15 protein-coding genes are annotated in these 19,603 nt (G+C 68.2%); 8 read left to right on the top strand and 7 right to left on the bottom strand.

Annotation, left to right across the window (positions count from 1 at the left end):
• Positions 1-9: 9 nt before the first annotated feature.
• Entirely contained in the window at positions 10-1,713 is a 1,704-nt protein-coding gene (locus E3T25_RS11890) for an AMP-binding protein (protein WP_104101422.1), read from the top strand.
• A 17-nt stretch (positions 1,714-1,730) separates the two neighbouring features.
• On the opposite strand, the gene E3T25_RS11885 is transcribed toward E3T25_RS11890, so the two are convergent.
• The 4 genes from E3T25_RS11885 to E3T25_RS11870 are packed head-to-tail and all read right to left on the bottom strand — an operon-like array spanning position 1,731 to position 5,631.
• Entirely contained in the window at positions 1,731-3,158 is a 1,428-nt protein-coding gene (locus tag E3T25_RS11885; protein WP_134374424.1) for a maltokinase N-terminal cap-like domain-containing protein, read from the bottom strand.
• Between the two features lie 4 nt (positions 3,159-3,162).
• On the bottom strand, positions 3,163-3,678 hold the full coding sequence (locus E3T25_RS11880; protein ID WP_104101418.1) for a GNAT family N-acetyltransferase: 516 nt from the start codon (positions 3,676-3,678) through the stop codon (positions 3,163-3,165).
• 25 nt (positions 3,679-3,703) lie between these two features.
• Positions 3,704-4,906 carry an MFS transporter gene (locus tag E3T25_RS11875; protein WP_134374422.1) on the bottom strand — a complete coding sequence of 401 codons (1,203 nt, stop codon included), beginning with the start codon at positions 4,904-4,906 and terminating at the stop codon, positions 3,704-3,706.
• 41 nt (positions 4,907-4,947) lie between these two features.
• Entirely contained in the window at positions 4,948-5,631 is a 684-nt protein-coding gene (locus tag E3T25_RS11870; protein WP_134374420.1) for a GntR family transcriptional regulator, read from the bottom strand.
• Positions 5,632-5,857: 226 nt separating this feature from the next.
• Here E3T25_RS11870 and pflB point away from each other — a divergent pair, with 226 nt between their 5' ends.
• The 3 genes from pflB (at position 5,858) to E3T25_RS11855 (ending at position 10,144) form a co-directional block, all read left to right on the top strand.
• On the top strand, positions 5,858-8,116 hold the full coding sequence (gene pflB / locus E3T25_RS11865; RefSeq protein ID WP_134342363.1) for a formate C-acetyltransferase: 2,259 nt from the start codon (positions 5,858-5,860) through the stop codon (positions 8,114-8,116).
• A gap of 40 nt (positions 8,117-8,156) precedes the next feature.
• Positions 8,157-9,014, top strand: a complete 858-nt coding sequence (gene pflA, locus E3T25_RS11860; RefSeq protein ID WP_134374418.1) for a pyruvate formate-lyase-activating protein — start codon at positions 8,157-8,159, stop codon at positions 9,012-9,014.
• 107 nt (positions 9,015-9,121) lie between these two features.
• Positions 9,122-10,144 (top strand): biosynthetic peptidoglycan transglycosylase, encoded by a 1,023-nt coding sequence (locus tag E3T25_RS11855; protein ID WP_166786001.1) that lies wholly within the window; start codon positions 9,122-9,124, stop codon positions 10,142-10,144.
• Here E3T25_RS11855 and E3T25_RS11850 read toward each other — a convergent pair.
• Positions 10,116-10,652 (bottom strand): SOUL family heme-binding protein, encoded by a 537-nt coding sequence (locus tag E3T25_RS11850; RefSeq protein WP_134374414.1) that lies wholly within the window; start codon positions 10,650-10,652, stop codon positions 10,116-10,118. The genes E3T25_RS11855 and E3T25_RS11850 overlap by 29 nt on opposite strands.
• 21 nt (positions 10,653-10,673) lie before the next feature.
• Positions 10,674-14,078, bottom strand: a complete 3,405-nt coding sequence (locus E3T25_RS11845) for a DNA polymerase III subunit alpha (protein WP_134374412.1) — start codon at positions 14,076-14,078, stop codon at positions 10,674-10,676.
• Between the two features lie 162 nt (positions 14,079-14,240).
• Between E3T25_RS11845 and E3T25_RS11840 the strand changes: the two genes are divergently transcribed.
• Positions 14,241-15,404 (top strand): AI-2E family transporter, encoded by a 1,164-nt coding sequence (locus E3T25_RS11840; protein WP_134374410.1) that lies wholly within the window; start codon positions 14,241-14,243, stop codon positions 15,402-15,404.
• A 124-nt stretch (positions 15,405-15,528) separates the two neighbouring features.
• Here the strand turns inward: E3T25_RS11840 and E3T25_RS17810 are convergent, their stop codons facing one another.
• Positions 15,529-17,802 (bottom strand): 3-hydroxyisobutyryl-CoA hydrolase, encoded by a 2,274-nt coding sequence (locus tag E3T25_RS17810; RefSeq protein WP_338145479.1) that lies wholly within the window; start codon positions 17,800-17,802, stop codon positions 15,529-15,531.
• Between E3T25_RS17810 and E3T25_RS11825 the strand changes: the two genes are divergently transcribed.
• The 3 genes from E3T25_RS11825 to E3T25_RS11815 all read left to right on the top strand — a co-directional run bounded on the left by E3T25_RS11825 (position 17,801) and on the right by E3T25_RS11815 (position 19,601).
• Positions 17,801-18,271 carry a hypothetical protein gene (locus E3T25_RS11825; protein ID WP_134374408.1) on the top strand — a complete coding sequence of 157 codons (471 nt, stop codon included), beginning with the start codon at positions 17,801-17,803 and terminating at the stop codon, positions 18,269-18,271. The two genes, E3T25_RS17810 and E3T25_RS11825, sit on opposite strands and share 2 nt — an antisense overlap.
• 164 nt (positions 18,272-18,435) lie before the next feature.
• The gene (locus E3T25_RS11820) at positions 18,436-18,765 is read left to right on the top strand and encodes a carboxymuconolactone decarboxylase family protein (RefSeq protein WP_134374406.1); all 330 of its coding nucleotides are present in this window, start codon (positions 18,436-18,438) and stop codon (positions 18,763-18,765) included.
• A 17-nt stretch (positions 18,766-18,782) separates the two neighbouring features.
• The gene (locus tag E3T25_RS11815; RefSeq protein WP_134374404.1) at positions 18,783-19,601 is read left to right on the top strand and encodes a CoA transferase subunit A; all 819 of its coding nucleotides are present in this window, start codon (positions 18,783-18,785) and stop codon (positions 19,599-19,601) included.
• Positions 19,602-19,603: the final 2 nt, after the last annotated feature.

The raw sequence follows: 19,603 nt of genomic DNA, 5'->3' as shown, positions 1-19,603 counted from the left end.
ATGGGACGGATGACCACCCCCCAGAGCACCACCGCCCTTCGAGGCGCGCGCGACCACCTTCTGCAGCTCCGAGACGATCATGCGCGCGCCCAGGCCGAGTTCGAGTGGCCGGATGTGGGGGCGAACTTCAACTGGGCCGTCGACTGGTTCGACGTCATCGCCGCGGGCAACGACAAGACCGCCCTGTGGATCGTGGAGGAGGATGGCCGCGAACTGACGGTGACCTTCAGTGAGATGTCGGCGCGCTCCGACCAGGTGGCCACCTGGCTGATCTCCCGGGGCGTCGGGCACGGCGACCACGTCATGCTGATGCTGGGCAACCAGGTCGAGCTCTGGGAGCTGATGCTCGCCATCATGAAAGTGGGCGCGGTCATCCTGCCCACGTCCACGGTGCTTGCGACCGGCGACCTGGCCGACCGGGTTCTGCGCGGCGGTGTGCAGCACGTCATCGCCAACGCCGGCGACGCCGCCAAGTTCGACGCGGTGCCCGGCGACTTCTCGCGGGTCTGCGTCGGTGCGGCCACCCCCGGCTGGGCCGACTACGCGGATGCCGCGCTCGTCGCGGCCGAGAAGCCCGCCGTGGTCGTGTCCTCCGACGACGCGTCCCTGATCTACTTCACCTCGGGCACCACCAGCAAGCCGAAGATGGTGGTGCACACCCAGACGTCCTATCCCGTGGGGCACCTGACCACCATGTACTGGATCGGACTCCGCCCGGACGACGTGCACTTGGCCATCAGCTCGCCCGGCTGGGGCAAGCACGCCTGGAGCAGCTTCTTCGCCCCGTGGATCGCCGAGGCCACCGTCTTCGTCTACAACTACGCCCGGTTCGACCCGTTCGCCCTCGCCGACCAGCTGCACCGCGCGAAAGTGACCACCTTCTGCGCCCCGCCGACCGTGTGGCGCATGCTGATCCAATCCGACGTCGGCGCCAAGCCGGTAGGCCTGCGCGAGATCATCTCGGCCGGCGAGCCGCTCAACCCGGAGGTCATCCACCAGATCCAGCGTTCCTGGGGACTCACCATCCGGGATGGCTACGGCCAGACCGAGACCACGGCGATCGTGGGCAACGCCCCGGGTTCCGCACTTCTGGCCGGTTCGATGGGGATGCCCCTGCCGGGCGTCGCGATCACGCTGCTCGATCCCATCACAGGTGAGGAGAGCGACGAGGGCGAGATCTGCCTCGACCTGTCCCGCACCGCGGTCAACCTGATGGCCGGCTACCACGGGGATCCCGAACGCACGCGGGAGGCCGTGCGGGACGGTTACTTCCACACCGGTGATGTCGCCAGCCGCGACGCCGAAGGCTACATCACGTTCATCGGCCGCACCGACGACATCTTCAAGTCCTCCGACTACAAGGTCTCCCCGTTCGAGGTCGAGAGCGTGCTGCTGGAGCACCCGGCCGTGGCCGAGGCGGCCGTCGTGCCCGCGCCCGACGACACCCGGCTGAACATCGCCAAGGCCTACATCGCCCTGGCGGCGGGCTGGGAGTCCAACGGCGAAACGGCGCTCTCGGTGCTGCGCCACGCCCGCACCGGTCTGCCCCCGTACATGCGGGTGCGGCGGGTCGAGTTCTACGAGCTGCCCAAGACCAGTTCCGGCAAGATCCGCCGGGTGGAACTGCGCATGCGCGAGGATGCCGCGGCCGCCGAGAACACCCGGCTCCCCGGTGAGTGGCGCGACGACCAATTCCCCGAGCTCAAGCGCTGACCGGCCGTTCCGGCCGCTCACGGCAATCCAGCGGAGACCTCCAGGACGAGGCCGCGGATGGCCGCGAGCGGGATCGGCAGCCAGGAGGGTCGGTTGCGGGTCTCGTAGACGGCCTCGTAGAGGGCCTTGTCCAGCTCGAACGCGTCGAGCAGGGGCTCCTGACCGGCCAGGCTCTGGCCGGATCGCAGCGTGTAGCCGTCGAGGAACGCGTGCTGGCACGCCGCGGCCCACGCTTCGGCCGACGCCGTCTGGTCGCCGGGCGAGGACCGCTCCACCGTGCCGGCCACATAGGAGAAGGACCGCAGCATCCCGGCGATGTCCTTCAACGGCACATCCGGCTGGGTGCGATCGTCGAGGGGGCGCAGCGGTTCGCCCTCGAAATCCACCAGCACCCAGCCGCGGCCGGGGACCTCGAGGGCCTGGCCGAGGTGGAAATCGCCGTGGATGCGCTGCAGCCGGGGCCAGCAGGCCCTCTCCGCCCGCTCGAAGATCGCCTCGACGGCCGTATCGTAGCCGGTCAGGGCGGGCACCTCGGCGGCGGCGCTGCGGTAGCGCTCGCGCATCCGGCCGAGTTCGGCGGCGATGACCGCGGGGGTGGCGTCGTGAGTGGGCATCACGGCGGCCAGGTCGGCGTGCACGGCTGCCGTCGCCACGCCCAGCGCCCGCGCCTGTTCGCTGAAGTCCTCCCCGGCCCCGGCCGAGGCCAGGGCGGCCCGCCAGGCATCCGGGGCGCCCGGCAGGAACTCCTGCGCGAAGACGAGATGGCCCGTGAGGGTGACCCGCGGTTGCTCCGGCTCGGTCCACTCGCCGACCACGCAGCCCACCGGTTCCGGCACGAAGCGTGAGCCGGCCCGGGCCAGGGCCGATTGCACGGACACGTCTGGATTCTCGCCGGGATGCAGCATCCGGAACACCTTGCAGATGACGGGACGAGCCGGGCGCCCGGCGGCGTCGACGCAGTCCAGGATGATCGAGGTGTTCGACTGTTCTCCGCGCAGCAGACGGCCGGCGACAACCCGGGCCGGCCGTTCGGCGGGATCTGCGCTCGAGTGGAGTTCGCCGCGAGCCCGCGCGCCGAGGTTTTCGGGCTCAGGTGAGGAGGCCTGGCGCAGGATGAAACCCAGCAGAGCGCGCCCGTAGGCCGGGTCGGCGGTGCCGTCGTAGACCGCGCTGCCGTCGGCGAGGGTGACGATGAGGCCCTGCCCGCCTGCGGGGAGGGGAGTGGTCCGCTGGGTCAGGGGCAACTGGTAGAGGGTGCGGGTCGGGGCTGCGGCATCGAAGACGAGCTCAGTGCGGATGTCCACCTCGGCTTCCTCGCTCGGAAGCACCCAGCGCCCGATGCTGACCAGTCTCGGCACACGGCCCTTGTCGGCGAACCATCGCTGCGTCGCCACCCAGTGGTTGAGGTAATCCGGAAGTGGGATTGCGCGACCGTCGACAGTCATGGCCTCAGCGTACGCCCGCGCCGACGGGAGCCGACAGCAGGGACACCACGACGGTGCCACCCTTCGTCGACTGCTCGCCGATCGGCTCGAAGCCGAGCCGGGAGTGGAACGCCAGCGACCGAGGGTTCGGAGGTGCGATGTTCACTTCGCAGAAGACCTGGCCGACCTCGGCCGCGCGGGCCGCCGCGAAAATCGCGGTGTAGAGCAGGGCGCCGAGACCCTGGTTGCGGGCCTGGTCCGACACCACGATGCGGTCCACGTAGAGAAAGGACTCCGACCGGGCGGAGAACCATCGGTAGTTCTCGCTCGCGTAGTCGGCGTCGACCCCGAACAGCACGGCGAAGCCGAGCACCTCTCCCGGCGCGTCGTCGTGCACGACCGCGAGGGCGTGGCTGCTGGCCGCGAGCAGGGCGGAGAGGCTCGCCTCGTCATGGGCGTTGACGGCAGGCACAGCGGCGTTGTTGAGTCCGAGCACCGGTGCGGCGTCGGCGGGAAGGAGATGGCGGAGCGAATAGGGCATGGGATGACGATAATCCAGGTGCCGCCTACTCGGTGACGCGCCGGCGCATCCCGTTCGCCACCAGGGCCAGGCAGAGCGCGCAGACCACGAACAGAATGCTCAGAAGCACCGGGTAACCGGCCACGGCATTGAGCCAGGCGAAGGCGACCGGCAGCAGGAAGCCGATGTAGGTGAGGCTGTAGTAGACCCCGGTGATGCCCGCCAGGTCGGCCGCCGTGGAGATCTTCTGGATCTCCACGAGCCCGGCCACGATGCTCACACCGTAGGCGGCGCCGAGCACGACGGCCGTGAGGAACGCGAGCACCGGGGACAGCACGATCGCCGTGGCCACGCTGAGACCCACTCCCAGCAGCATCACGGACATCCCGACCATGAGTGCACGCCCATCGGTGACCCGGTTGATCCGAGCCACCTGCGGTTGCACGAGCGCGCCGGTGCCGAGGGTCACAACCGTGAGCAGGGTCGCGTAGGCGAGGTTGAGGCTGCCGAGTTGGTCCTGGACCAGAGTGGGCATGATCGCGTAGGCGATGCCGGCGGCGCCGAAGACCCAGGGAGCTGACGGAATGATCACGCGCACGAAGCGGCGGTGTCCGGCCAGCGGAACCGCCAGGTCCTGCCAGAAGGGCCGGTGTGCCCGGTAGCGCGGCACGGTCTCCGGGGCCCTCAGCAGGCGGGGGAGCACAAGCAGGCTGAGCACGATGTGCACGACATAAGGGGAGAGGGTCGGCATCGGCCCCCACTGCGCGAGCACTCCGGCCACCCCGGCCCCGAGCCCGAACCCGACCGTGAGGGTGAGTGAAGGCCGCCGTGCCCCTGCCGTGCGGCCGGCCTGGTTGTCGAACGGCGGGCTGGACAGTTCCTTGAGCCACGCGGTTCCCACCGCCATCGCCACGGCGACGCTCAGCCCCGCCAGCAGGCGCCCGGCGGAGAGCATGATCCCGCTTGAGAATCCCAGACCCAGCAGGATGCTGGCGAGAATTCCCAGGACGACGCCTGCCAGGGTCAAGGGTTTGCGCCCGTAGCGGTCCGAGAGTGCGCCGGCGAGCAGCAGCCCGGGGACCAGGCCCACCACGTAGAAGCCGAGGAAGAGGTCGGTCATGACGACGGAATAGTGGCCGAGCGATTCATACATGTGCAGGAGGGGCGTGAAGTGGTTCCCACCCCAAGCCATGACGAACAGGGCAGGAGCGGCGAGCTGCCAGGCGGGAACGGTACGGCGGAAAGTCATGGGTCTTTTCTGAAAAGCAGGTGCGGGAAGGTGGGGGACGGTCAGGGCGCCAGCTGCGCGTGATGACCGTCTTCGACGTGCTGGCGCAGAGCGACCTCGTAGGCGAGGGTGTCGCCGCCGCGCAGGTGGTGGGCAAGGATTCGGTGTTCGGCCACCAGACGGTCGAGGTTGCGCAGGTCGCGCAGGGCTGCCCGGTGCACGAGGCGCTCAAGCCTGGGGCCGAGCCGGGTGTAGATCCCGTCGATGACCCGGTTACGCGTCTCGTCGACGATGCGGGCATGGAACCGGTGGTCGGCCCGGGCGAACGTGAGCAGGTCGCCGGCCAGGGCGGCGTCGGACTGGACCCGAATAAGGTCCTGCAACTCGGCGTCGACGCCCGGGATGTCGTCCGGCCGCTCGCTGAGCAGGGTCACCGCCGTGTTCTCCAGCATGACGCGCACCTGTAGCAGCTCGGCCGTCTCCGTGTCGCCCAGGGCTGTGACGACCGCGCCCTTCTTGGGGAAGAGCGTCAGGAGCCCGTGAGCTTGGAGTTCGAGGAAGGCCTCCCGCACGGGGGTGCGGCTGGTGGAGAGGGCCTCGGCAATTTCGCCCTCGGTGATCAGCGAGCTTGCGGCCAAGGTGCCGGAGATGATGGCGTCGGCGACGGTCGTGTAGATCCGGTCGACGGCGGAGGGGGCCGCGGCGGGGGGCCTGGCGGCTCCGCGGGACATCGGGAGGAAGCTCATGCCTCAACCTTAGTCACACATGCACCTATCTATAAATGCATCAATGGATGCAATCTCATAAATTTCGCGTTCGGGTGGGTCTGACGGGAGTAGTGTTGGAAAAGAGGGCAAGTCACACGGTGCATCGTTGCATTAGCCGGAGCCTCGTGGTCCTGCTCTCTCGGCCCGACTGCGGGAGAGACACTTTCGCGGAGGGTGTCTCGATCCCACGAGGAGAGCAATCTACATGACAATCACTGAAGGTGTTCGCAGCGGAACGGATGATGCCGGTCGGACTGACTTCGCCTCCGGCCCCTGGCAGGATTCGATCGATCTGCGCGATTTCATCCAGCGCAATTACACCCCCTACCTGGGCGACTCGAGCTTCCTTGTCGGAGCGACCGCACGCACCACGGGGATCTGGGCCAAGCTGTCCGAGATGTTCCCCGAGGAACGCCGTAAAGGCGTCTACGACGTCGACGCCACCACGCCGTCGTCCATTACGGCCCACGCTCCGGGCTACATCGACCAGGCAAACGAGGTAATCGTCGGACTGCAGACGGATGCTCCGCTCAAGCGCGCCATTATGCCTTTCGGCGGGTGGCGCATGGTTGCCACCTCGCTCGAGACCTACGGCTACCCCGTGTCTCCCGAACTTGAAAAAGTCTTTACCGATTACCGCAAGACTCACAACACCGCCGTCTTCGACGTCTACCCTCCCGGGGTCCGTCGCGCACGAAACAGCCACCTGATCACCGGACTGCCCGACGCCTACGGCCGCGGCCGTATCATCGGCGACTACCGCCGTGTCGCCCTCTACGGCGTCGATGCCCTCATCTCGGGCAAGAAGAACGACCGCGCCGAGCTCGACATGGAGCCCTCGACCGAGGACATCATTCGCGCCCGCGAGGAAAACTCGGAGCAGATCCGGGCCCTCAAGGAACTCATCCAGATGGCGGCCTCCTACGGCTCCGACATCTCCAAGCCGGCCACCACCGCGCGCGAAGCCGTGCAATGGCTCTACTTCGCCTACCTCGGCGCCGTCAAGGAACAGAACGGTGCTGCAATGTCGTTCGGCCGCAACGCGGCCTTCCTCGACACCTACATCGAGCGCGAACTCGTCGCCGGCACCCTGACCGAAGAGGGCGCCCAGGAGCTGATCGACGACCTCGTCATCAAGCTGCGCATCGTGCGCTTCCTGCGCACCCCCGAATACGACGAGATTTTCGCCGGCGACCCGACCTGGGTCACCGAGTCGCTCGCCGGCATCGGTGAAGACGGCCGCCCGCTCGTCACCAAGACCACGTTCCGTTTCCTGCAGACGCTTTACAACATCGGCGCAGCGCCCGAGCCGAACCTCACCGTTCTCTGGAGCGACGCCCTGCCCGAGGGCTTCAAGCGTTTCTGTGCGCAGGTGTCGATCGACACCTCGGCCATCCAGTTCGAGTCCGACGAGATCATCCGCGCCGAGATGGGTGACGACGCCGCGATCGCCTGCTGCGTCTCTCCCATGCGCGTCGGCAAGCAGATGCAGTTCTTCGGTGCACGCGTCAACGCCGTCAAGGCGCTGCTGTACTCGATCAACGGTGGAAAAGACGAGGTGTCCGGCAAGCAGGTTGCCCCGGCCACCACGCCGAACGCCGACGAGGTGCTTTCCTACGACACCGTCTTCCCGGCCTACCTGGAAACGCTCGAGTGGCTCGCCGAGACCTACGTCACGGCTTTGAACTGTATTCACTACATGCACGACAAGTATGCCTACGAGCGTCTCGAAATGGCGCTGCACGACAAGGAGATCATCCGCACGATGGCTTGCGGAATCGCCGGCCTGAGTGTGGTCGCCGACTCCCTGTCGGCCATCAAGTACGCCACGGTCCGCCCGGTGCGGGACGAGACCGGCCTGGTCGTCGACTACACGATCGAGGGCGAGTTCCCCCAGTTCGGCAACGATGACGACCGCGTCGACACCATCGCCGTCGACGTGATGGAGCGGTTCATGAAAATGATCCGCAAGCACCCGACCTACCGCGACGCCATCCACACCCAGTCGATCCTGACGATCACGTCCAACGTGGTCTACGGCAAGGCCACCGGCAACACGCCGGATGGTCGCCGCAAGGGCGAGTCGTTCGCTCCGGGTGCCAACCCGATGAACGGCCGCGACACCCACGGGATGCTCGCGTCGGCGCTCAGCGTCGCCAAGCTCCCCTACAGTGAAGCGCAGGACGGCATCTCGCTGACCAACACGGTGGTTCCCAGTGGTCTCGGCCACACCAAGGAAGAGCAGATCACCAGCCTGGTCGGCCTCATCGACGCGTTCACGTCGGCAACCGGCTATCACATCAACGTGAACGTGCTCAACCGCGACACTCTCGAAGACGCCATGGCGCACCCGGAGAACTACCCGCAGCTGACGATTCGCGTGTCCGGCTACGCGGTGAACTTCGTCCGCCTGACCCGCGAGCAGCAGATGGATGTCATCAGCCGCACGTTCCACTCGCACTGATCACTGATATCAACGCGGCGACGCTGAGTAGGACGAGACAATGCCAGCAGTAAACCTCGGTCTGCCCAGCGCCGGCGCGGCGATCGCCCTGGTGGACGGTTCATCCGTGAGCAGTGAACAAGCCGAACTGGCTGAACTCCACCACCTCGAAATGGAGGCGATTCACAACGGATCGGTCGCCAGTGTCCACTCGTGGGAACTGGTCACCGCCGTTGACGGTCCCGGCACGCGAATGACACTCTTCCTTTCCGGGTGTCTGCTGCGCTGCCAGTACTGCCACAACCCGGACACCTGGAAGATGAAGGATGGGTTGCTCACCACGCTGGACGACCTCGTCGCCAGGGTCAAGCGCTATAAGGGCGTCTTCGACTCGACCGGCGGAGGGCTGACCATCTCCGGTGGCGAACCGCTCATGCAGCCTGCCTTTGTGACTCGACTCTTCGAGGAGTGCCACAAGCTCGGCGTGCACACCACCCTGGACACCTCCGGGTTCCTGGGCAAGAGCGCGTCGGACACGCTGCTGGACAACCTCGACCTCGTGCTGCTCGACGTCAAGTCCGGCATCCCCGAGACGTACAAAGAGGTGACCGGCCGAGACCTCGCTCCGACGATCGCATTCGGTGACCGCCTGAGCGAGCGGAACATTCCCGTCTGGGCGCGTTTCGTTCTCGTCCCGGGTCTGACCGACAACGTCGACAACGTCGACGCCGTCGCCGAGATCGTGTCGCGCTGGCCGAACGTGCAGCGCGTCGAGGTTCTGCCCTTCCACCAGATGGGGGAGGACAAATGGGACCGGCTGAACATTCCATACCCGCTGCACGGCTCTCATCCTCCGGATGAGGCACTGCTGGTGCGGGTGAGGGCCCAGTTCGAGGCGCGGGGCTTGACGGTCTTCTAGACGCGAATCACACTCGAACCAGACGGGGCGTGGCATCTCTAGCGGTGCCACGCCTTTTCTGCGCAGTAAGCCAGAGGATGCCTCCTGCCAACCGCAGAAAAGCCGGAGTGGTTCGACTGGTCGGCATTTGCGGGCTCGGTGGCGGACTCGCATTTCTGCTCATCGGAGGGCTGGGCCTCGTGGTTTCGATCACCGTGTTCGAGGGTCTGCCGGGCTACCCGGACATAGAACCGCTCTCCCAGAAGAGCAACACCTACGCCGCCCAGAACGACGGCACCTCCGTGCTGCTGGCCTCTTTCTACGATCAGAACCGCATCGAGGTCGACTGGGACGAGATCAGCCCCTACGCCCGGGATGCCGTCATCGCCGCCACCCCCGCCCGCGAGATCAAGAAAATGCGCCTCGCAATCGGGGCGGAGAAGAAATTCCCCCAGAACGACATCCTGCGCCAGTACCTCAACATCACCGGTTTCGGCGGCACCGTCTACGGCATCGAGGCCGCGGCGAACTACTACTTCGGCACGACGTCCGCAGAGCTCACCCTGCCGCAGGCCGCAAGCCTGGTGGCGATCGTGGGCAACCCGGCCAAGTTTCGCCTCGACAATCCCGGCAGTGAGACCAACGGCTACCCAGTCAACAAGGCACGCCGGGACTACATCCCGCGCGAGATGGTCGAGCACGAGAAGATCACCGCAGCGAAATTCCAGGCTGCCGTGGCCACACCGGTTCAACCGGCCATCCAGGGCACGTACAACGACAGTTGTCGGGGGCCGCAGAACTATGATTTTCAGAACTGGAACCCGAGAAACGACGCCGGGGAGAGCGGCGGAAACTCCAGCGCGCTCGAGTCCACCCTCGGCTCGATCAATGCGGGCTTCATCGGGATGGCGAAGAAACTGGACCTGTGCGGCATCCTTCAGACGGCCGCGGCTTTCGGAGTGCATCGCGCCGACGGCAGCCCGCTCGTGCAGACCGCGGCGGCCGTGATCGGAACGAATGAGGTGGCTCCGCTGACCATGGCCGGTGCCTTCGCGGGCATGGTCTACGCGACGCGTCGGGTGATGACCGACAACACGGCAGCTCGACGGACAATTCCGACGACTAGGAGATTCCGAAACCGGAACCGGTGACGGTGACGGCGATGAGCGCTTCGTTGTGCCTGAGGAAGCCCGGCTTCCAGGGTGGGTCGAAGCGGGCGAAATAGGGTCGGCCTGCGAGCAGGAGACCCTCGCGGCTCACCGCGTCGACGAGGAGGGTGCCGTTCTGCGCGAACCTTTCCTCGCTCCAGCCGCCGTTGAAGCGGCGGGCGGCGACCGTGCGCTCGGGGACCTCCTTCGTGCTGACCTGCGCGTTGCGGGGCACGGGCACCTCCGCGGGCGGCATCCCGTCGGGGAGGACGAAGCTGACGGTGTGGCTCTGCGCGGTCGTGGTCTCCTGGATCACGGGCGCGGTCATCGCGAGGCGTGTCGAGGTCTGGTTGTTGCCGCTGATGTATTGGAAGAGCGGCCCGAAGCCGCGGTTGCCGGCCGCGGAGAAGTCCCCGGCCACCTCCACCTGCACCAGCACGGTGCGGGGATAGTGACGCAGTTCGAAGTCGGCGTACTGACGAAGCACGTCGTAGCGCTGTTTCTCGGTCATGGACACCAGTGTAAGCGCGGGTCAGGCGGTGCGTCGGGGCCATAGATGGTGCACATTCGTGGTCGCCATGGCCGCCAGGTCCTCGGCCAGTTCGTCGGCCAGGTCGTGGGCGCGGTCGGCGTTCCGGGCGGCCGCCTCGCCCGCGTGACGCAGCTTGACCCGGCGGGCGACATCCGTGAGATCCCACAGGTTCTCGCCCGTGACGGAGACGCCCTTCGCGCCGGACCGACGGGTGCGGCCGCGCACCAGCAGTTGGCCGGTGTGGAACACCGGGCCGCCGATGCGCTCCTGGGCGTCGTGGAAGAACACGACGTTCGAGACCGGTCCGGTGCCGTCGTCGAGGCTGACGAAGACCACCCGGCGCCCGTTTCGCATCGGCGGCGTGTTCGTGGCTCGGCGCACCCCGGCCAGGAGCACCTCGGTGCCGCCGGGCAGGTTGATCAGCTCGGAGGCCGGCGTGACGCCCAGCTCCGTGAACAGCGGGTAGAACCGGGCCATCTGGTGCCCGGACACCGCCAGGCCCAGATCCCTGAGTTCGAGGTCGGTCTGGCTGCGGCCGCGCAGCTCGAGCGAGGTCACCGCGTTGAACCGGGACCCCTCGTATTCGAGCACCGGCAGAGGCACGTCGAAGGCGAGCTGGTCGTCGTGGATGGTGACCGCTGTGCCGCGGAGAGACTGGATGTGGGCGAGCAGCTCGTGCCGACGGGTGCGGTCGTACCCGATGAAGCTGTCGAGCGCTCCCACCCGGGCGAGCGCCTCGAACGTGCTGCGCCGCGGGCGCACCCGGTCCCGGAAGTCCTGCAGCGAGGTGAACGGCTGGTGGCGCACGATGCGGGCGCGTTCGGCGGCCGTGCAGCCGGAGAGTTCCGGCAGGGCGAGACGGATGCCGCGCCGGCCGCCGTCGGACTGCTCGCCGTCGATCTGCTCCACCCGGTAGTCGAGGGCGCTGTGTTGCACGTCCAGGCCCAGTACCGGCACGCCGAGCAGCCGAGCCTCGGCCACGATCAGGTCTTTCGGCCACATACCGGGGGCGTGGGTGAGGAGTCCGGCCAGGAACACCGCGGGGTGGTGGGTCTTGAGCCAGGCGGACTGGTAGGTGGGCAGGGCGAACGCCGCCCCGTGCGCCTTGGCGAAACCGAAACTACCGAACCCGGCGAGCACCGTCCAGGCGCGGTCGATCACGGCGGGGGTGAACCCGCGCTCGAGGGCACGCATCCGCACGTACTCCTCGATCCGGGCAAGCTGCTCCGGTTTGCCAAGGTGGCGGCGGAAGACATCCGCTCGGCCGAGCCCGCAGCCGGTGAGTTCGTCGAACAGTCGCATCACCTGCTCGTGGAAGATCACCACACCCTGGGTCTCCCGGAGGAACGGCTCGAACCGAGGGTGGATGTAGTCGGGCATCACCTCCCCATGCCGGGCCTGAAGGTATTTCAGGGGCATGTTGTTCTGCATCGGCCCGGGCCGGAACAGGGAGATCTCCACGGTGAGGTCGTTGAACACCTCGGGCTGCAGCTTGCCGACCAGCTCCATCTGGCCGGGAGATTCGATCTGGAAGATGCCGAGGGTGCGAGTGGAGCGGATCAGTTCGAAGGTGTCCGGGTCGTTCAGTGGGATTCGGTCGAGGTCAATGGTCTCGCCCGACAATCGGTGATGTTCCTCGACGGCGTGGGCCATGGCCGACTGCATGCGCACACCGAGGATGTCCAGCTTGATCAGGCCCATCGGGTCCATGTCGTGCTTGTCGAACTGGGACATGGGCAGCCCCATGCCGGACGCCTGCACCGGGGTGCGGTCGAGCAGGGAGGCGTCGGAGAGGATGACGCCGCAGGGGTGCACGGAGATGTGCCGGGGAAGCCGGTCGAGTTTGGCGGTCAGGTCGACCAGCAGGTCGAGCTGCGAGGAGGCGCGCACCTCGGCGGCCAACGGCTCGAGCTCGGGCTTCTCGGCCAGGGCGCGGCGGAAGTCGCGCGCGTTGAAGCGCCACATCTGCTTGGCCACCGCGGCCACCTGCTCGTGATTCATGCCGAGGGCCAGGCCGGCGTCGCGCACGGCCCCGCGGCCGCGGTAGGCGTTCGTCATGGACATCAGCGACACCCGATCGCTGCCGAAGGTGTCGAAGAGCGTGCGATAGACGTCGTGCCTTCTGGCGGACTCGACGTCGAGGTCGATGTCGGGCAGGGTCTGCCGCTCGGGGGAGAGGAATCGCTCCCAGAGCAGCCCGTTGGAGATGGGCTCGACGGAGGAGGTGTGCAGGGCGTAGTTGAGCACCGAGCCCACCCCGGACCCGCGCGCCTGGATGCGGATGCCCATCTCCCGGATGATGTCCGCCACCCGGGCGACGGTGAGGAAGTAGCCGGCGAAACCGAGGTGCTCCACCGTCTTCAGCTCGTGCACGAGACGTGCGTGCGCAGCATCCGCCAGCGACCGGCCCGCCGGCGACGTGACGGGGTAGCGGTCGTCGATGCCGGCCCGGGCCCGGGCGTGCAGCTCGGTCAGCGGGTCGCCGCTGACGCCGATGATGCGTGCCTCCGGCATGCGCGGGCGACCCAGGCCGATGTCGGAGTCCGGGTCGAGGCTGCACCGCTCGGCAAGCTGCTCGGTGTCGCGGAACAGTCGGTCGACGGCGCCGTCGTCGTGCAGCCCGGCGTCGACGACCATGCGCGCCACCTGCCTCATGGCGACTTCGGTTTTCAGCCAGGCCTGGCCGTTGGTCTGCAGCTGCTCCAGGTTCGCCAGCGCCGTCAGGGTGCGGGCCGCGTCGGCTAGGTCGGCGGTGACGGCCTCCTCGGGGGTGCCGTAGCGCACGGCGTTGGTGAGCACGGCGGGCAGCGCGGCGTGCTCGAAGAGGGCGAGCATGCGGGTGGCCGGCGTCACGCTGCCGGGAGTCCCCGGCGCCGCCAGATGGCAGACGATTTCACCCACCACCGACTGCGGCGGCAGGGCGCGCAGCCACGCGGTGAGGCAGGCGCCGGCCGCGTCGGTGTCGCGGCGCTCGACCGATTGGCCCACATCGGAGGTAGGGCCGAGCAGCACGGTGAGGCAGCGCAGTCCGGCCAGCTCGGCGAGGTGCGAGCGGGCGATGCTGGGGCGCCCCGACGCGCTGTGCGCGGCGCTGTTGTGGGCGGCGCTGACCGCGCGGCAGAGGGCCGCATAGCCACGACCGTTCAGATCGCCATGGGCGAGCACCACGATCCGGCCCAACGGATGCCCGTCGTCGTCGTGCACCGCGAGGTCGGCGCCCAGCCCCGGCCGGATGCCCGCGGCCGCGCAGGCGCGCACGTGCTTGACCGCGCCGTAGAGACCGTCCCGGTCGGTGAGGGCCAGGAAGGAGCCGTTCTGCGCCTGCGTCTGCTCCACCAGCGCCTGGGGGAGAGTGACCCCGAAGTGCGTGGAATAGGCGCTCGCGACGTGGAGGTGTGCGAACATGTGTGTACTCCTCTGGCGGGCAGGTCGACGGATGATAGATAGAACAAATGTTCGATGTAGGGAGTGTACGTCACACGGCCGACACGCGCTACCGGCAGTCTGGCTAGGCAGTCTGGCTAGGCTAGGTGGCTCAGCCGTCGTTCGCCTCGTTTGGAGATCCCCATGACCACGCCCACTTCGTCCTGGACGGACTATCTCGGCCGGGCCGCCATCCGCTCCGGTCAGGCCCTGCTGGTCCTCGCCCTGCTGGTGGTGGCCATCTACGGGATCACGCAGCTCAAGCTGGTCTTCACCCCGCTCCTGATCGCCCTGATCGTGGCGTCGGCACTGCGCCCCTTCATGCGGTTCCTGCTGGCCCGCGGGGCGAACGAATCCCTTGCCGCGGCGATCACCCTGATCTTGAGCGTCGCGGTCTTCGGTGGCGTCGTCACCCTCGTGGTGTTCGGCATCCGTGGCGAGTGGGACACCCTCTTCACCTCGGCCAGCGAGGGGCTCGACAGCCTGCAGGAACTGCTCACCAGCGGCACGCTGCCGATCGATTCCGCTCAGATCGATTCGGTGCGCGAGTCGGTCATCGACTTCGCCACCAGCAGCCAGTTTGGGTCCGGGGCCCTGGTCGGGGTCTCCGTGGCCGCCGAGATCGTGGCCGGCGTGGTGCTCGGCCTCGTCGTGCTCTTCTATTTCCTGAAGGACGGCCCCCGCATTTGGAGCTTCCTCATCCAGCCGCTCGCCGGCAAGCGGCACGAGCGGGCCGTACGCGTCGGCGTGAGCAGCGTCGAGGTATTCGGCAACTACGTGCGCGGCACGGCGATCGTCGCGTTCGTCGACGCCCTGTTCATCGGGATCGGACTGTGGATCCTGCAGGTTCCGCTGGCGCTGCCGCTCGCCGTCATCGTCTTCGTCGGCGCCTTCATCCCCATCGTCGGGGCGACGGCCGCCGGCATCCTGGCCGCACTGGTGGCCCTCGTCACGAACGACCTGACCACCGCCATCATCGTGGTCACGATCGTGGTCGCAGTCAACCAGCTCGAGGGCAACTTCCTGTCCCCGGTGGTGCTCGGCAAGTCACTGCGCCTGCACGGCCTGGTGATCCTGCTGGCACTGACGGCCGGCACGATCCTGGGCGGCATCGTCGGCGCGGTCATCTCGGTGCCGATCGCCGCCGTGGGCTGGGCCGTCATCAAGGCCTGGAACGCTCCCACGCCGCCGGTTCCGGTCGCGCCGGTTCCGGTCGCGCCGGTTCCGGTGTCGCCGGTCGCGCCGGTCGCGCCGGTTGAATCGGCCCCGCCTGCCCCGCCGCTCGGGGCGGCCGGCGCGACACCCTAGCCGATGCGCGCCAGGTTCGGTGTTGAACCAATTCGACGGAGATTCTCGTTCACAACTGCCTTTTCGCAGTTTTCAGGGCCGATTCGGGCAGAATCTCCGTCGAATTCGTTCGGGCGAGCGGTGATCAGCTGAAGGCGGAGATGCCGGTCACGGCCCGGCCGACCAACAGCGCGTTGATCTCGTAGCTGCCCTCGTAGGAGTAGATCGCCTCGGCGTCGGCGAAGATCTTGGCCATCTCGTACCGGGTGCTGATGCCGTTGCCGCCGAGCAGACCGCGGCCCAGGGCCACCGTTTCGCGCATCCGGGTCGTGCAGGTCGCCTTCGCGAGGGCCGCCTGGTCCATCGTGAGCCGCCCGCTCTCCTGCAGTCGCGCCATCTGCACCATCAGCGACAGCGACAGGGTGGCGTTGCCGATCATGCGGGAGAGCTGCTCCTGCACCAGCTGGAAGGATGCGATGGGCATGCCGAACTGGCGCCGCTCCAGCGCATAGGCGCGGGCCACGTCGAAGGCGGCGAGCTGCTGGCCGACCGCCTGCCACGACACCCAGATCCGCGAGTTCCGGAGCAGCACGTTCGTGTCCTGAAAGCTCTGGCTGCCCGGCAGCCAGTTCGTGTACGGGATCCGCACCTCCGTGAGGGTGATGTCGGCGTTCTGCACGATCCGCACCGCGATCTTGTTCTCGATCGGGGTGGCCGTGAACCCGGGCCGCTCCGTCTCGACGATGAATCCCTTGATCTGCCCGTCCGCGGTGTCCCGGGCCCAGACCAGCACGTAGTCGGCCATGGCGCCGTTGCCGATCCAGCGTTTGGTGCCGTTGAGCACCCACTCGTCGCCGCTGCGGGTGGCCGTGGTCTCCATCATGCGGGAGATGTCCGAGCCGTGTTCCGGTTCCGTCAGGGCGAAGGCCCCGATCTTATCCAGGGCCAGGAGGCCCGGCAGCAGACGTTCCCGCTGCTCGGGTGAGCCGAGCTCGTCGATGGCGGCGGCGAACAGCTCGTGGTGCACGCCGTAGAACGTGGAGATCGAGGTGTCGGCCCGGGTCAGCTCCATCTGCAGCAGCCCGGTGAGCAGATGGCTGGTCGCGGCAGCACCGGTCGCGGCGAGGTTCTGCGCGGCGAGGCGGGGCAGCAGCTCGAACGGGAACGCGGCGCGGTTCCAGTAGTCCACGGCGAGAGGGCGCACCTCGGCCTGATAGAACGATCGCGCCGCGGCCAGCCGCGCGCGCTCACCCGGGGTGAGCAGATCGGTGACGAAGATCAGGTCGGCGTCGACGTAGGGCACCTCGCCCAGCCCGGGCCCCATTCCGAGCCCCAGCCCGGGCCCCATTCCGAGCCCCAGCTCCTGCTCGCCGAGCGGCGCGAAGAACGCGGCGACGGATGCCTCCGTCACCTCGCCGAGGCCGGCCGGCGACCACCGGGGGCTGCGGTCCTTGTCGATCACCTGGGCCCGGATGCCCTCCTGCAGCTCGCTCCGCTGCAGGAAACGGAGCGTCACCCGGTACTCCTGATCGAGCGCCTCGTCGAGGCTCGGGAGCCGCCGGGCCCGGCGCAGCGAGGCCAGGGTGACCGCGAGTGCGGTCGGCGACCTCGTGAGGATGAGGGCGGCGGCGTCGCGTGCGGCTTCCACCGGGGAACGCCGCAGGGCGGCGACGATCTCGCCCACGTCATCGGACGCGTAGCACTCGTCGATCCAGTGCCGCTGGGCGAGGAGGACGGAGGGCGGGGGAGTCTCGGCCAGGGCGCGCACCGCCTCGGCCGCGTCGGTCTCGGCCAGGGTGCGGACCAGGGCAGGGAGCCGGTCGCTCGGCACGAAGTGGTCGGCCAGGCCCAGTGCGATGGCGTCGGACCCGGAGACCAGGGCGGCGGTCAGGGCGAGGTGGGTGCCGAGCTCACCGGGGGTATGGGACAACAGCCAGCTTCCGCCGACGTCGGGTACGAAGCCGATCGCGGTCTCCGGCATCCCCAGCCGCGTGCGCTCGGTCACGATCCGGGTGTTCGCATGGCCGGAGACGCCGACCCCGCCGCCGAGCACGACGCCGTCCATCACGGCCAGGTACGGTTTGGCGAACCGGTGGATCTGCGCGTTCAGATGGTACTCGTCGGCGAAGAACCGGGCGGCCTCGGCGTCAGCGTCCGCTCGATCGTCCGCGCCCGCGTCCGCACTGCGGTAGATCGCCACGATGTCGCCCCCGGCGCAGAGGCCCCGGTCGCCGCTACCGGTCAGCAGAACGGTCTCGACCTGACCGTCGACGGCCCAGTCGGTCAGCACCGCGGACATCCGTCGGATCATCGCGTGGGTCAGGGCGTTCAGGGCCGCCGGGCGGTTCAGGATGATCTGGGCGAGCCGCCCGTCGCGGCGCAGCAGAATGTCCGGCCGGTCATCCATGAGCTCGAGCATGGACCCCACGCTACCGGCACAGACTCAGATCGTTCGGAAGCGACTCCGCAGCGACTCAGAAGCGGGCGAGCTGCTCCGCCTTGTTGGCGTCGAATTCGGCGTCGGTGACGGTCCCCGTGGCGCGCCGGCCCGGCTCGACGTGGACCTGGAACGGATGCGCAGCAACCTCGACCTCACCGACGGCCTGGTGTTCAGCGAACGGGTGACCACCCTGCTCGCGGAGGTCCTCGGCAAGGCCGCCGCGTTCGCCCTCGTGCAGCGCGCGTCGGAGGAGTGCTACCGCACCAACCGCCCGCTGCGGGTGGTGCTCTCCGCCCTGATCACCGCCGGGGGACATCCCGAGGAGCTCCGATCGCGGGCCTGGTCCGCGTTCGATGACGACCTCAGCCTCAGGCAGACGGACGCCGGAATCGACCGGGTGCTCGCCCGGTACCTCGAATCCACCGCGAGCAAGGGGACCTCACTATGACCCAGCCCATTATCCGCGGCACGGTCACGCCGGCACCGGCACCGGCCTCAGCCCAGCCGCCCGGCAACCGGTCACCGTCGCTGAGGTCGCCGACGTTGTGATCACCCTGGTCGACTTGGTCGGCGGGGGAGCCTTCCACTACGCCGGGGTGTCGTTCGGCGGCGCTGTCGGACTCGAACTGGCCCTGCACCACCCCGGAGACGGCGGATTTCCAGGACTTCATCACCCGCTATGTCTGGGGGGAGATCTGGACCAGGCCCGGCCGCGATCGGCGCACCCGCAGCTTCCTGACCCTGGCCTGCCTGGTGACCGGCGGCCACGAACATGAACTGGGCATGCACGTGCGCGCGGCCCTGACCCATGGGCTGACCCGCGCGGAGATCAACGAGGCCATCCTGCACACCGCGATCTACGCGGGGGTGCCGGCGGCGAATTCCGCTCTGGCGGTGGCACGCGATACCTTCAAGACGATCGACATCGGCACCACGAACTGAAGCTGAAGGACCACTCCATGGACAAGACGTACTCCTCCGCCGCGGCTGCCGTCGCCGACATCCCGGATGGGGCCTCCCTCGCCGTCGGCGGCTTCGGCCTGGTCGGCGTCCCGATCCTGCTGATCCGGGCGCTCCTGGCCCAGGGCAGCACCGACCTCCGGGTCGCATCCAACAACTGCGGCGTCGACGGCTGGGGGCTCGGCGAACTGCTGCGGGAAGGGCGGATCAGCCGGGTGATCGCCTCCTACATCGGCGAGAACAAGGACTTCGCCCGCCGCTATCTCGGCGGTGACATCGAGGTGGAACTGACCCCGCAGGGCACCCTGGCCGAGCGGCTCCGGGCCGGCGGCAGCGGAATCCCCGCCTTCTACACCGCCAGCGGCGTCGGCACCATGGTCGCCGAGGGCGGGCTGCCCTGGCGCTACGGGCCGGATGGGTCGGTGACGGTGTCGTCGCCGCCCAAGGAGACCCGCACCTTCGCGTCGCTCCGCGGTGGGGAGAAGGAGTACGTGCTCGAGGAGGCCATCGTCACCGACTTCGCCCTCGTTCGCGCGGCGAAGGGCGACCGGCACGGCAACCTCGTGTTCGAGAAGTCGGCCCGCAATTTCAACCCGGTCGCCGGCATGGCCGGCCGCATCACCATCGCCGAGGTCGACGAGCTGGTCGAGCCGGGGGAGCTCGATCCGGATGCCATCCACCTCGCCGGTATCTACGTGCACCGCATCGTGGCGCTCTCCGGCGCCGAGTCCGCCGACCTGCCGATCGAGAAGACCACCACCCGGCCGCGGCCCGTCGCATCCGTCGTATCCGTCGCATCCGTCGTAAAGGACAGCTGATT

Origin of the sequence: Cryobacterium sandaracinum, assembly GCF_004403415.1 — a bacterium.
GTDB lineage: Bacteria > Actinomycetota > Actinomycetes > Actinomycetales > Microbacteriaceae > Cryobacterium > Cryobacterium sandaracinum.
The sequence above is the reverse complement of the archived record's forward strand: the minus strand, read 5'-3'. Positions and strand labels throughout refer to the sequence as shown.